The organism is Pseudolabrys sp. (genome assembly GCF_050250095.1).
GTDB lineage: Bacteria > Pseudomonadota > Alphaproteobacteria > Rhizobiales > Xanthobacteraceae > Pseudolabrys.
Genome location: NZ_JBFWPH010000001.1, coordinates 797,691 through 810,852, shown reverse-complemented (window position 1 = coordinate 810,852; position 13,162 = coordinate 797,691). Strand labels below are relative to the sequence as shown.

The 13,162-nt window shown below is 64.7% G+C and carries 11 protein-coding genes and 1 tRNA gene; 3 read left to right on the top strand and 9 right to left on the bottom strand.

The annotated features are described in order from the left end of the window. Positions 1 to 19: 19 nt before the first annotated feature. The 8 genes from AB7F10_RS03990 to AB7F10_RS03955 all read right to left on the bottom strand — a co-directional run bounded on the left by AB7F10_RS03990 (position 20) and on the right by AB7F10_RS03955 (position 10,567). On the bottom strand, positions 20 to 2,176 hold the full coding sequence (locus AB7F10_RS03990; protein ID WP_428557567.1) for a methyl-accepting chemotaxis protein: 2,157 nt from the start codon (positions 2,174 to 2,176) through the stop codon (positions 20 to 22). 207 nt (positions 2,177 to 2,383) lie between these two features. Then, complete coding sequence (locus AB7F10_RS03985) at positions 2,384 to 2,896, bottom strand: chemotaxis protein CheW (protein WP_428557568.1); 513 nt, start codon at positions 2,894 to 2,896, stop codon at positions 2,384 to 2,386. A 578-nt stretch (positions 2,897 to 3,474) separates the two neighbouring features. Then, positions 3,475 to 5,703 (bottom strand): methyl-accepting chemotaxis protein, encoded by a 2,229-nt coding sequence (locus AB7F10_RS03980; protein ID WP_428557569.1) that lies wholly within the window; start codon positions 5,701 to 5,703, stop codon positions 3,475 to 3,477. Between the two features lie 20 nt (positions 5,704 to 5,723). Continuing rightward, a complete protein-coding gene (locus AB7F10_RS03975; RefSeq protein ID WP_428557570.1) occupies positions 5,724 to 6,284 on the bottom strand; it encodes a chemotaxis protein CheW in 561 nt (186 codons plus the stop codon). Positions 6,285 to 6,588: 304 nt separating this feature from the next. Further along, positions 6,589 to 8,661, bottom strand: coding sequence for a methyl-accepting chemotaxis protein (locus tag AB7F10_RS03970; protein WP_428557571.1), 2,073 nt, complete (start codon positions 8,659 to 8,661; stop codon positions 6,589 to 6,591). Between the two features lie 41 nt (positions 8,662 to 8,702). Beyond that, positions 8,703 to 9,218 carry a chemotaxis protein CheW gene (locus AB7F10_RS03965; RefSeq protein ID WP_428557572.1) on the bottom strand — a complete coding sequence of 172 codons (516 nt, stop codon included), beginning with the start codon at positions 9,216 to 9,218 and terminating at the stop codon, positions 8,703 to 8,705. Between the two features lie 261 nt (positions 9,219 to 9,479). Then, positions 9,480 to 10,118 carry a hypothetical protein gene (locus AB7F10_RS03960; protein ID WP_428557573.1) on the bottom strand — a complete coding sequence of 213 codons (639 nt, stop codon included), beginning with the start codon at positions 10,116 to 10,118 and terminating at the stop codon, positions 9,480 to 9,482. A 20-nt stretch (positions 10,119 to 10,138) separates the two neighbouring features. Next, entirely contained in the window at positions 10,139 to 10,567 is a 429-nt protein-coding gene (locus AB7F10_RS03955; protein WP_428557574.1) for a hypothetical protein, read from the bottom strand. 468 nt (positions 10,568 to 11,035) lie between these two features. Between AB7F10_RS03955 and AB7F10_RS03950 the strand changes: the two genes are divergently transcribed. After that, positions 11,036 to 11,110 (top strand) — tRNA-Thr (locus tag AB7F10_RS03950). A 130-nt stretch (positions 11,111 to 11,240) separates the two neighbouring features. Further along, positions 11,241 to 11,444 (top strand): cold-shock protein, encoded by a 204-nt coding sequence (locus AB7F10_RS03945; RefSeq protein WP_056910640.1) that lies wholly within the window; start codon positions 11,241 to 11,243, stop codon positions 11,442 to 11,444. Positions 11,445 to 11,573: 129 nt separating this feature from the next. Here the strand turns inward: AB7F10_RS03945 and AB7F10_RS03940 are convergent, their stop codons facing one another. Next, positions 11,574 to 12,023, bottom strand: coding sequence for a hypothetical protein (locus AB7F10_RS03940; protein ID WP_428557575.1), 450 nt, complete (start codon positions 12,021 to 12,023; stop codon positions 11,574 to 11,576). A gap of 163 nt (positions 12,024 to 12,186) precedes the next feature. On the opposite strand from AB7F10_RS03940, the gene AB7F10_RS03935 reads away from it, so the two are divergent. Continuing rightward, entirely contained in the window at positions 12,187 to 13,152 is a 966-nt protein-coding gene (locus tag AB7F10_RS03935) for an MBL fold metallo-hydrolase (protein ID WP_428557576.1), read from the top strand. Positions 13,153 to 13,162: the final 10 nt, after the last annotated feature.

The following is a 13,162-nucleotide window of genomic DNA, read 5'->3' as shown; positions in this document are numbered from 1 at the left end:
AAGCGCCAGAACTGAAATCTCAGAACTCCTCCCAGTCGGGATCGGTCTTCAATGCGGTCGCGAGGTTCGCCTGCATCCGGCGCGCCGGACTTGCGGGCCGCGCCGACGGCTTCGCCGCGCCCGCCGTCTTCTCCGCCGTCCTGTCGGCGTCGGCGGCCGGCACAAGCGACGGCGCATCGTGTTCGTTCAGACGGAACACCGAGACGCGCTCGTTCATCGCCTTGGCCTGGCTCTCGAGCGTCTTGGCGGTCGCGGCGTTTTCCTCGACCAGCGCCGAGTTCTGCTGCGTCACCTCGTCCATTTGCGTGAGCGCCTTGTTGACCTGCTCGATGCCGCCGGCCTGCTCGGCCGAGGCATTGGCAATGTCGGCGACGCCGTCGGCGACCTTCTTGATCGACTCGACGATGTCCGACAGCGCGGTGCCGGCGCGGTTGACGAGTTCAACACCGTCCTTGACCTGGCCGCCGGAGGAGATGATGAGATCCTTGATGTCTTTCGCGGCCTGCGAGGACCGCTGCGCCAGCGAACGCACCTCGGAGGCCACCACCGCGAAGCCGCGGCCGGCATCGCCGGCGCGGGCGGCTTCGACCGCCGCGTTGAGCGCCAGCAGGTTGGTCTGCCGGGCGATCTCGTCGATCACGCCGATGATGTCGGAGATCTTGCGCGAGGACTCCTCGATCCGCGCCATCGCATCGACCGCCTGCGCCACCACCTGACCGCCACGATCTGCGATCTCGCGGGTGCCGCCCGCCGTCTGGTTGGCGGTCTGCGCGTTCTCGGCGTTCTTCTTCACCGTCGCTGAAATCTCTTCCATCGAGGCGGAGGTTTCTTCCAGCGAGGCCGCCTGCTCCTCGGTGCGCTGCGACAGGTCGGTGGTCGAGGTGGTGATCTCGGCGGCGGCATTGGTGACCTCCCGCGCCGATTTCTTGATCTCGGCGACCGTCTGCGCGAGCTTTTCCGCCGTCGTATTGGCGCTGTCCTTCAGCGCGCCGAAGGTGCCCTGATATTCGGCGGTGATGCGCTTGGTCAGGTCGCCATCGGAGAGCGCGCCAAGCATGGCGACGAGGTCGTCCATCGCAAGGCCCATGGTCTCGCAGAGCTTGTTCATCGACTCCGCGAGATTGCGGATGACGCCCTGCTTGCCCTCGAGCGCGACGCGCTGGCTGAAGTCGCCGGACATTGCCGAGTTGACGATGCCGCCGACCGCGGCGTCGAGTTCGGCCATGACCTTGGCCTCGGCGGCGGCGCGCTCCTCGGCGGCACGCTTGTCGGCCGCCGCCTTCTCTTCCGCCGCGATCCGGTCGCGCTCGGCCTTGTCGGCCATCGCCTTGCGGTCCTGCTCAGCCTTGGCTTCCGCCTCGGCGCGCGCCTTCTCCGCCAGCATGACCTTGATCTCGTTGACGGCGCGGCCGGTCTCGCCGATCTCGTCGGCGCGTTCGGTGCCGGTGATCTCGACCTCCTCGCCCTTGGCCATGCGCTGCAGCAGCGCGACCAGCGCCCGCATCGGCTTGGCGATGCCGAACTGGCCGATCGTGAAGCCCATGATGAGGCCGAAAGCGATGCCGATCGCCGCGGCGATCATCATCAGCCGCGACACGAACTGATATTCGCTGGTCGCGTCATCGGAGACCGCCGACACTTCCTTGTCGAAGCGCGTGGCGAGATCGCTGAGATTGACACGAACCTTGTTGGCGACTTCGGCGCTTTTGTGCGCTTCCCGGCGCAGCCGGTCCATCTGCTCGGTCATCTTGAAATCGGTGACCGCCTCAGCCGCCTGGAACGTGCTGACGACGCCCTTCTGGTAGGCGATCCAGTCGTTCTCGACTTTCGTCAGTTCATCCTTGATGACCTGACGCTTCGCCTTCTTCTTGAACCACTCCAGCCTATCGATGAATTTCTTGCTTTCCTCGTCCACGATCTTTTTCGCGGCGGCGCGCGACTCCGGCCGCGGATCGGTCGAAACCTGGAATTCCGCCCGGTTGACGGCAAGCAGCGCCACTGACAGGCGTTGCGCCATCGTCGATTGCGAAGCGACCAGCTCCATATGGTCGGTCGCATCGCTGAGCGATTTGAGCGAGGAAACACCGAGCCAGGTGATGACGCCGGAAATCGCCGACAGGACCACGACGACGGCAATCAGTTTGGTGAGGATACGGAAGCGCGACAGGAATGCCATGATCTTTCTCGTTGGTTTGAACCGATGCTGGTTCAGAGGATTCGACTAGCCTGACGCGCCCCATGGGCCTTTTGTCGCAACGGCGGCTTTTTCTGCCACTCGCACTCACAGCACTTGCGGTCTTGCGCAATCGCGGATGCGCTTCGCATCGCCGTTGCGCTGGCCGGAATTCGTTCTGACGACACGCCAGGACCCGCGCCTGCCCGATCACGCCGCATTGGCGACCGCCGACGGTACGAGGTTGTTGAGATCGATCAGCGCGATCATGGTGGTGTCGATGGTGACGAGACCGGCAAGGAAGTCGGCGCTCGCGCCCTGCGTGGTGCGCGGCACCGGCTGGATCTGGCTCGTCTCGACCGACACGATGTCGAGCACGCGGTCGCCGATCAATCCAACTTGCCGGCCGCCGATCTGCACGATGATGACGATGTGCAGCGGCGTCGTCTCGGTCAGCCCCTGCCCGAAGCGGCAGCGCAGGTCCACGATCGGAACGATCGCGCCGCGCAGGTTGAGGACGCCGCGCACATAGTCGGGCTGCTTCGGCAGATGCGTGATCTCGGCCCAGCCCCTGATCTCGCGCACCGACATGATGTCGACGCCGTACTGGTCGTCGCCGATGGAGAACGAAACGAACTGGATGCCGGCGGCGGCACGCGCATCGCCGCTCCATTGACCGTTCTCGAGTTGCGACTCGACGTTGTCCTGAGATGAGCCGATCATGATGCTGTCTGGCGTGCAGCCTTCCAAAATCCGGCTATGGCCGGCCCGGCATTGCACCGGAGTGAGATGGAGAAGGACGCAAACGCACGCGACTGACGCAACAGCACGACAACGCATGCAACGTAGTCGCATCGAGTTTCAGATAGTTTAATAAAATCGATTAAGAATATGGATCGATGCGCGCTCACGCGTGCGCGTTCGATGCACGGAATGAACAACATCAATTGCGACTTGCAATGGCTGCGTACCGTGCAACGTCGATGCCTATAGTCAAATGCAATCGATACAGTCGTTCGTCTCCGCAGCGAGACAACGGTTTGCAGCTTATCGGAAGTGCACGGACAGCAGCGACGCAACCTCGCGATAGTCAGATTGAATGATCAGCAATAGGCAGGAGCAATGCTTCGTCGATAGGCGAGTACAATGACTGCGGACTCATCAACTCAAAATTCCGGGCAGCAGAGTCAAAGCAACGCCTGTGTTTCGTGATTCGTTTTTTGCCGGTTCGAATCAGAAAGCAGAACGGCGGAGCGATGCTCCGCCGTTTCGTCGCTGGCGATGGACGGCTGCGCGTGCGCCTAGAACTCTTCCCAGTCCGGATCGGTCTTCAGCGCGGTTGCGAGGTTCGCCTGAATCCGCCGCGCAGGGCTCGCAGGACGCGCTGACGCCGCGGGCATCCTGGCGGCGGGCTTCGCCGCGACAGGCTTGGCAGCGGCGCGGCCGGCCGTGGCGTCGGCATCCGCCGCCGGAACGGTCGGCGGCGCGTCCGCCTCGTCGAGCCGGAACAGCGAGACACGCTGGTTCATCGCCGCGGCCTGCCCTTCCAGCGTCTTGGCGGTGGCCGCGTTCTCCTCGACCAGCGCCGAGTTCTGCTGCGTCACCTCATCCATCTGGGCCAGCGCCTTGTTGACCTGCTCGATGCCGCCGGCCTGCTCGGCCGAGGCATTGGCGATGTCGGCAACCACGTCGGCCACGCTGCGGATCGAGGTCACGATCTCCGAAAGCGCCGCGCCCGCCTTGTTGACCAGTTCGACGCCGTCCTTCACCTGCCCGCCGGAGCTGACGATCAGGTCCTTGATGTCCTTCGCCGCCTGCGAGGAGCGCTGCGCAAGACTGCGCACCTCGGACGCGACCACCGCGAAGCCGCGCCCGGCGTCGCCGGCGCGCGCCGCCTCGACCGCCGCGTTGAGCGCCAGCAGATTGGTCTGCCGGGCGATCTCGTCGATCACGCCGATGATGTCAGAGATTTTCCGCGAGGACTCCTCGATCTTCGCCATCGCGTCGACCGCCTTTGCGACCACCTGGCCGCCGCGATCCGCGACGTCACGGGTGCCGGACGCCGACTGGTTGGCCGCCTGCGCGTTCTCGGCGTTCTTCTTCACGGTCGCCGCGATCTCTTCCATCGAGGCGGAGGTTTCCTCGAGCGAGGCCGCCTGCTCCTCGGTGCGCTGCGACAGATCGGTCGTCGCCGCCGAAATCTCGGACGAGGCGTTCGATACTTCGCGGGCGACCTGTTTGATCTGCGCGATCACGTCTGCGATCGTATCGATCAATCCGTTGACGCCGGCGCACAGCGTCGCGATGTCGCCGGTCTTGCCTTCGAGCGGCACGCGCACCGTCAGGTCGTTGTCCTTGGCGGCGCCGACCGCGGCCTGCACCTGCTCCACCGCCTGCTGCATCGCGCGGCTCGCCATCACCTGCGCGGTGATGTCGGTGGCGTATTTCACGACCTTGAACGGCTTGCCGTTCATATCGAGGATGGGGTTGTAGCTCGCCTGGATCCAGATTTCGTTGCCGGCCTTGCCGATACGCTTGTACTGGCCCGAGTCGTATTCGCCGCGGGCGAGCTTTTCCCAGAACAGCCGGTAATCCGACGACTCGCGGGTCGCGGCATCGACGAAGATGCGATGATGCTGACCGCGCACCTCATCGAGCGTATAGCCGAGCGTCTTCAGAAAATTCTCGTTGGCGATGCGGATACGGCCGTCGAGTTCGAACTCGATCACCGCCATCGCCTTGCCGATGGCGGCGAGCTGCCCCTCGAAGTCCGCGGTCCTGAGTTTGTCGGCGGTGATGTCGGTGGCGAACTTCACGACCTTGAACGGCTTGCCGCTGGCGTCGAGGATCGGGTTGTAGCTCGCCTGAATCCAGATTTCCCGGCCGCCCTTGGCGATGCGGCGGTACTGCCTGGCGTCGAACTCGCCACGGCCGAGCTTGTCCCAGAACGCCTTGTAGGCGGGGCTGGCCTTCTCGGCCGCATCGACGAACATCGAATGATGTCTGCCGACGATTTCCTCGCGCATGTAACCGAGCGCACCGAGGAAATTCTCGTTCGCATCGAGGATGTTGCCGGACAGGTCGAACTCGATCACCGCCTGCGCCTTGCCGATGGCGGCGATCTGCCCGGCGCGATCGGAATTCGTGAGCTGCTGGGCGGTGATATCGGTCGCGAACTTGACGACCTTGACGACGCGGCCCTTGCTGTCGAGCACCGGATTGTAGCTCGCCTCGATCCAGATTTCCCTGCCGCCCTTGCCGAACCGCTTGTACTTGCCGGCGTCGAACTCGCCGCTGCCGAGCCTGTCCCAGAACGCCTTGTAAGCCGGAGTTTCCCGCTCGTTCGCGGCGACGAACATCCGGTGATGTTTGCCGGCGATTTCCTCGAGCGTATAGCCGACCGCGCCGAGAAAATTGGCGTTGGCCTTGACGATGGTGCCATCCGGCATGAATTCAATTACAGCCTGCGATCGGTCGATCGCCGCGAGCACGCCCGCAGCGTCGGTCGAGGACTTTCCAAACAGAAGCATTGCTATCTCCTTGGCGGATGTCAGGCCGCTGCGCCGTGCGCGGCCGGGTGGAGTTGATGGTGGTCGTTGTCCCGCTCATCCGACGCAGGAGTCAGCAGATGCGGCAGGTCGATCAGCGCGATCATGGTGGTGTCTATGGTGACGAGACCGGCAAGGAAGTCAGCGCTCGCGCCTTGCGCGGTGCCCGGCACCGGCTGGATCTGACCGGCCTCGACCGAAACAATGTCGAGCACGCGGTCGCCGATCAATCCAACTTGCCGGCCACCGATCTGGACGATGATGACGATGTGCAGCGGAGTGGTCTCGGTCAGCCCCTGCCCGAACCGGCAGCGCAGGTCGATGATCGGCACGATCGCGCCGCGGAGGTTCAGGACGCCGCGCACATACTCCGGCTGCTTGGGCAGATGGGTGATCTCGGCCCAGCCCCTGATCTCGCGCACCGACATGATGTCGACGCCGTACTGGTCGTCGCCGATCGCGAAGGAGACGAACTGTGTCGGCGGCTCATTGCCGCGCGGACCGGCGCTACCGGGCGCAACGGCGCCGGGCACCGGTGTCGTCTCCGGCCGATGAATGTCCATGATGAAAACAGCCCCGTAAGACTTCGCAGAAAGAAAGCATCTCAAGAACGTCGCGCGCGTTTCGCTTGCGCGGCGCACGCTCGTTTCGCTCGGCGATGTCCGTTGGGGGAGTTTTTCAATCTTGGAGTTTTCCGGCTAAGAGCCGGTTAACTTCAAAGATGCGACGCGGGACAAAGTTATAGAGGCGCGTTGTCGAGATGTGCTGTCGAGACGCACTATCGAACTGCGTTATTGATCCTGCTTAAAAGACAACGGCGGGCTATGCCCGCCGTTTTCACCAGTTTGAATTCTTGGCTGCTCGCGCCTAAAATTCCTTCCAGTCGTCGTCGTGCTTGAACGCCGTTGCAAGGCTCGCTTGCATGCGGCGTGCCGGACTCGCGGCACGTGCAGCGGGAGCCGCCGGCGTCTTCGCCGCGGGCGCCGCGCGCTGCGTAACCCTGCCGGCGTCGGCAGCCGGCGTCATCGACGGCGCTGCAACATCCCCGAGGCGGAACACCGAAACACGCTCGTTCATCGCCCGGGCCTGGGCCTCAAGCGTCTTGGCGGTGGCGGCGTTTTCCTCGACCAGCGCCGAGTTCTGCTGCGTCACCTCGTCCATTTGCGTCAGCGCCTTGTTGACCTGCTCGATGCCGCCGGCCTGCTCGGCCGAGGCATTGGCGATGTCCGCGACACCGTCCGCAACGCTGCGGATCGACGTCACGATCTCATGGAGCGAGGCGCCGGCCTGATTGACCAGATTGACGCCGTCCTTCACCTGACCGCCGGAGCTGACGATCAGGTCCTTGATGTCCTTGGCGGCCTGCGAGGAGCGCTGGGCCAGCGAACGCACTTCCGAAGCCACCACTGCGAAGCCCCGGCCGGCGTCGCCGGCGCGCGCAGCCTCCACGGCCGCATTGAGCGCCAGCAGATTGGTCTGGCGGGCGATCTCGTCGATGACGCCGATGATGTCGGAGATCTTGCGCGAGGACTCCTCGATCTTCGCCATCGCATCGACGGCCTTGGCCACCACCTGGCCGCCGCGATCGGCGACGTCGCGGGTGCCGGAGGCCGACTGATTGGCGGTCTGCGCGTTCTCCGCGTTCTTCTTCACGGTCGCGGCGATCTCTTCCATCGAGGCGGAGGTTTCCTCGAGCGAGGCCGCCTGCTCCTCGGTGCGCTGCGACAGATCGGTCGTCGAGGCGGAGATTTCCGACGAGGCGTTGGTCACCTCACGCACCGCATGCGCGATGGCGGAAATGGTGTCCTGAAGCTTCCCGACCGCCACATTGAAGTCGTCGCGGATCTGCGTGTAGGCGCCGGAGAACCCGTCACCCAGCCGGCAGGTCAGGTCGCCGTCGGCGAGCCGCCGCAGTGCCTCCGCCAGCATCTCGACCATGCGAGTCTGCTCGGCAGCGATGCGGGCCTGCTCGGTCGCGCGCTCCTCGGCGCTGCGAGCCTGCTCGGCCGCCGCCTTCGCCTCGGCTTCCGAAGCCTTGGCCTGCGCCGCGGCGCGCTCGCGAACGACCTCCGCCTCGCGCTCGGCGTTGCGGTGCCGCTCCACCTCGGCCTGCTGGCGCTGTTCGGCGGTTTCGCGCTCGAGCACCTGCTTGGCGGCCGCGGCGTCGCGGAACACCAGCACGGTCTTGGCCATGTCCCCGATCTCGTCGCTCCGGTTTTCGCCCGGCACTGCCGCGTCGTATTGACCTTCGGCGATGACGCGCATCGAACCCTGGAGTTGCTTCAGCGGACGCAGCACGCTGCGCCAGATCAGCACGATGCCGGTCGCGGCGAGCAGCAGCGCGAAGCCGGCAAACGACCAGTAGAACATTTCCGCCATCTGCGTGGCGGAAGCGATCTCCGCATAGATGCGCTTGGTGCGCCGGGCGTAGACCTCGGACAGCTTTTCGAGGTCGCCGTTGAGCGCCTTGCGCACGCTGCGGTTGGCGTCGTTGTCGCCCCACTCGCGGCCGGCCGCCGGGCTGACCTCGACGCCGAGCCGTGCAAGCTCGTTGCGGAACTGGATGAACTGCGCAATGCGCTTGGAGAACGTCTCGAAGGCTTCCGCGTCATCGCCGCGCACGCTCTTGCGCCATTCCTCGACGATGGTGGCGATGGTGCCGTTGAACTTGCGGATGCCGTCGGCGTAGGTCTTCACCTTTTTGGCGTCGGAGGCGGACGACATATAGACGCCGCGCGACTCCATGACGACGGCGTAGATCAGGCCGTTGACGCGCTCGACGCCACGTTGCCCGACGGCGGTGTCGGCAAGTTCCTGGTTCTGAATCATCCGATCGCGCGAAATCTTCGCGGCAATCACGGAAAGGCCGACCGTCAACGCTGCCATGATCGCAAAGATCGTGTACAGCTTGACCGCAATGGAAAGCGCGGGAAGCTTCATCTTCATCTCGATAGCTGGTGGTTGGAGAAATTTCTTAGGGGTCAAGCCGCCGTCCGTTGGGCGTCGCCGCCAGCCTGCGATGGGATCAACTCCCCGAGGCTGATGAGCGCAATCATCGTCTTCTCGATGGTGACGAGACCGGCGAGGAAGTCCGCGCTCGCGCCCTGCGCGGTGCGCGGCACCGGCTGGATCTGACCGGCTTCGACCGAAACGATGTCGAGCACGCGGTCGCCGATCAGGCCGACCTGACGCCCGCCGATCTGGACGATGATGACGATGTGCAGCGGCGTCGTCTCGGTCAGCCCCTGCCCGAACCGGCAGCGCAGGTCGATGATCGGCACGATCGCGCCGCGCAGGTTGAGGACACCGCGCACATACTCCGGCTGCTTGGGCAGATGAGTGATCTCGGCCCAGCCCCTGATCTCGCGCACCGACATGATGTCGACGCCGTATTGATCTTCGCCGATCGCGAAGGAGACGAACTGCGTCACATCGCCAGCGCCCTGCGCGGCGTTCGCATTCCAATCGGAGGACTCAAGCTGGGCGGAAGTGGTCATAGGTTACCGGTCTTCTCGTTGTCGGCGGCCGGTGCCGTGAACGCCAGAAATCGATGGTCCGCGGGGTCCGTCCGGCTCGCTACGGACGCGGGCAAGGTCATTTCCGGATCAAAGCTACTAATGAGATATTTATTTTCATTTAATTAAGGCAGATTAACTAAACGAACCGTTGCGGCCCGTCCCGGCAGGCGGACAAGCAAAAACGGCGGACTTTCGTCCGCCGCTCTCGTCCCACGATCCTTGAATGTCGAGCCCTGCGGGCTAGTCGGCCTTCACCGCCTTGGCGTTGGCGTCCAGCCCCTTGCGGTACAGGCGGATGCTCATGCGGTCCGGTCCGAGAATGGTGACCTCGGCCTCCGCATGAATGACGCGGCCGACCTCGTCGCCGCGGTCGCGCGGCGGCGCCGGCACGTTGACGTCGACCACCTTGTGGCGGCGCACGATCCTCACGGGATCGTCGACATAGCGTTTGCGCTCGATGATCACCGGCTTCTCGCGAACGACCACGACCTTGTCGATCTTCTTGCCGGTCTTGCGGCGCAGCTCCTCGATCAGCGCCGGATCCGTCTTCGACACGGTGCGATGAATCTCATGCGGGCCGGAGCGGGGCGCGTCGTCAGCCTCGGCCCTGCTCGGAACTTTGGCCACCTCGACCTTGCGCCGCGCCTTGCTGCGGCGCGCCGGCGGCGGCGCGTAAGCCTGCGGACGCTGAATGATGTAGGGATACGGACGCGCGGCCTGCTGCGCATAAGGCTGCGGCTGGACGACGACGTAAGGATAGACATACGGCTGGCTGTAACCCTGCGCGTAGTAATACTGCGCAGATGCGGGCTGCGACACGCAAAACGCGGCCATCCCGGCGCAGGCGAACAGAAGATTGGTCTTAAACGTCATCGTCACAGGCCTTGCATCGTTCGGACTTACTTCTCCGCCGGCAGATGATCGAAACGCTCATCGGCAGGCGGCGCGGCGTTCGGGGCCGCAACGGCGCCGACTTCGGACGGCGAAGCGGCAGCGAGCGGCAAACGCTGCGCGAAATCGGCAACCGGCAGTTCGAACACCGAGGAGGTCGACCACTCGCGATAGAAGCTTTGCGCCGGCGCATAACGGCGGCGCGGCGCATTGAGATTTTCGTGCCGGCCGGCGCGCGGAGCATTTCCCGTCACGGGAAAGTAATGGCGGCCCTGCCAGGGCGGCGTCCAATAGGCGCGCACGACGACGCCAGGCTGATAATCGTAGACCACGACCTGTCCGGCGCGCGCGCCGAAGACATAACCGCCGGAACCGAGATCGGTCGCCGACGCCGGCGCAGACAGGGCGATGACGGCGGCCGCAACAGCGATCGACACTCGCATCTCTCTCGTGCTCCGTTTCGTTGATCCGATCCGGTTTTACACGAGCGGTTTGCACAGGCGCGCGCAATCCAAAGGTAACATTAACTGCGGGAGCACCACGACACCGCATCCTGCTGCCGGTGGCGGGACTTAGACGCCGCGATTAAAGTTAACGTCGCAGCGTCAAGCGCGACGCGGAACGCAACGCGGCGCGCTCGCGCACACCGGCTGCGACGACGACACGAAGGCGCGCGAGCAAGGACCGCGGCACGCGCCCGCGGCAGGGCGGCGGCGCGTCGGCGCCGGGCGTAAGTCGGAAACCGCACCGCAAGCCGGGCGCGGCCCCGGCAGCGGCACACCGCCCGCCTCACCGCGCGCCCCAAGCCGGCGCACGCCGCGGCTTCCGGACCGCCGCCGATACATCGCGAACGCCGCATGACTTGTCGCGGGCCGGGCGCGCTGCTAGCTCTCCGGCGGTGGGAAGCCGGGTTAGCTCAGCGGTAGAGCAGCGGTTTTGTAAACCGAAGGTCGGGGGTTCAATCCCCTCACCCGGCACCAGCCCAAAATCGGCCGGCAGACCAACAATATGACCCGCCGATGAAAATGGCGGCGGCGCCCGGATCGGGTCTTCCCGATGGTTACCGTCTGTGTCAGACTGATACCGTTAGTAACTTCGGAGAATACCAGCATGCCGCAGGGCACCGTTAAGTGGTTCAACCCGACGAAGGGCTACGGCTTCATTCAGCCGCAAGAAGGCGGGAAGGATGTGTTCGTCCACATCTCCGCAGTCGAGCGCGCAGGCCTTAGCACACTGAACGAGGGTCAGACCGTTCAGTTCGAGCTCGTCGAGAACCGCGGAAAGACCTCCGCGGAGAACCTTAAGGTCAAGTAGACCTTTACCAGCCCGCGACTTCCAATCGCGACGCCACCAACAGCACCGAGCCGCCGCGCGACAGCACGGCGGGCGGTGATTTCTTTTTGCCCGCAGGCGAAGCCGCGCATCGCCGCCGACGCCGCCTCGTCAACGCTTCAGCTTCTGCAGTTCCGGAAACGGTTCGTAAGCGGCGTCCTTGCACACGTCCTGCACCATTCGCGCCGCCGCCTGCCGCTGCAGATCGCCGCGCATCGGATCGATGAAGCGTTCGAACTTGCCCGCCCTGAAGGTCGCGGCCGTATCGGTCATCCCGGCATAGCTGCCGTCGCTCTTGCGGGCGTTGTAACGGACGCAGACGACGTAGCGGTCACCGGGATCGCCCGGCACCCGCTTGATCTGCGGCTTGGTGATCGCCGCACTGCGTATTCCACCCGGGTTGTTCAGGTAAGAGTGAACGAAGGCGACGACCTCGGCCTTGTAGTTCGCTGGATAGATGTTCTGCTCGTTCCATTGCGCGCGCAGGTCCGCCTGCGAGGGCTCGCCGGAATACGAACAGCCGGCCAGGACCAGCAGCAGAATGACGGGAAAAAACCTCACGACCCACGTTCCATTTTTGCAGCGCCGCGCCCCTCGCCGGAATAAATAACACATCCGCGGGGTTGGCGGGTGTGGCACTTGCCCGCTTGCGCGGCGTAACCTGCGCCTGCCGAACGTCATCCACAAACTTGTGACGCGGTTCCTCCATGACCTCTTACCCGCAATGCCGACTTTGACACGCCGCAGCTTCCTCTCCACGACGGCCGCCGCGCTGGCGATGCCGCCGCTTGCTGCATGGGGCGCGCCGCGCGCGGGGCGCGGAAGCCCCGGCGTCTGCCGCTACCGGGTCGGCGAGTTGGAACTCATCGCCCTCTATGACGGCGTCTGGGAGCAGCCGATCGAAGGCGCGCTGGTGCGCAATGCAAGCCGGGACGACGTCAACAAGGCGCTCACCGACGCCTTTCTGGCGCCCGACGTGCTGCCGATCAATTTCACCGCATTGCTGGTCAGGAACGGCCCTCGCCTCGTGCTGATCGACACCGGCACCGCGGGCCAGCTCACCGACAGCGCCGGCACGCTGCTCGACAATCTCACCGTCGCCGGCATCCGGCCGCAGGATATCGGCACCATCGTCATCTCGCATTTCCATCCCGACCACATCAACGGCATCAAGACCAAGGACGGCGCCAAGGTTTTTCCGAACGCCGAGATTAAGGTGCCGGAGCCGGAATGGACCTTCTGGATGGACGACGCCAACCTGCGCGCGCACGCAAACTCAAAAACGCTGCATCTCTACTTCCTGAACGCGCGGCGCATCTTCGCCGACATCGCCAAAGAGGTGACGCAGTTTACGCCGGGACAGGAGGTTGCGCCGGGCATCGCGTCGATCGCGGCTTACGGGCACACGCCGGGGCACTGCGCCTTCGCGGTCAGTTCGGGCAAGGAGTCGCTTCTGGTCGTCAGCGATGCCGCGCGCCTGCCCGCCCTGTTCGTGCGCCATCCCGAATGGCAACCGAGGTTCGACATGGACGGGGCGCTCGCGGTCGCGACGCGCAAGGCGATGCTCGATCGCGCCGCCGCCGACCGCATGCTGGTGCAAGGCTATCATTTCCCGTTTCCCGGCAACGGGCACATCCTGCGCACGGCGACCGGATTCGACTTCGCGCCGGCGATGTGGCGGCCGCTCTAGCCGCCGTCAC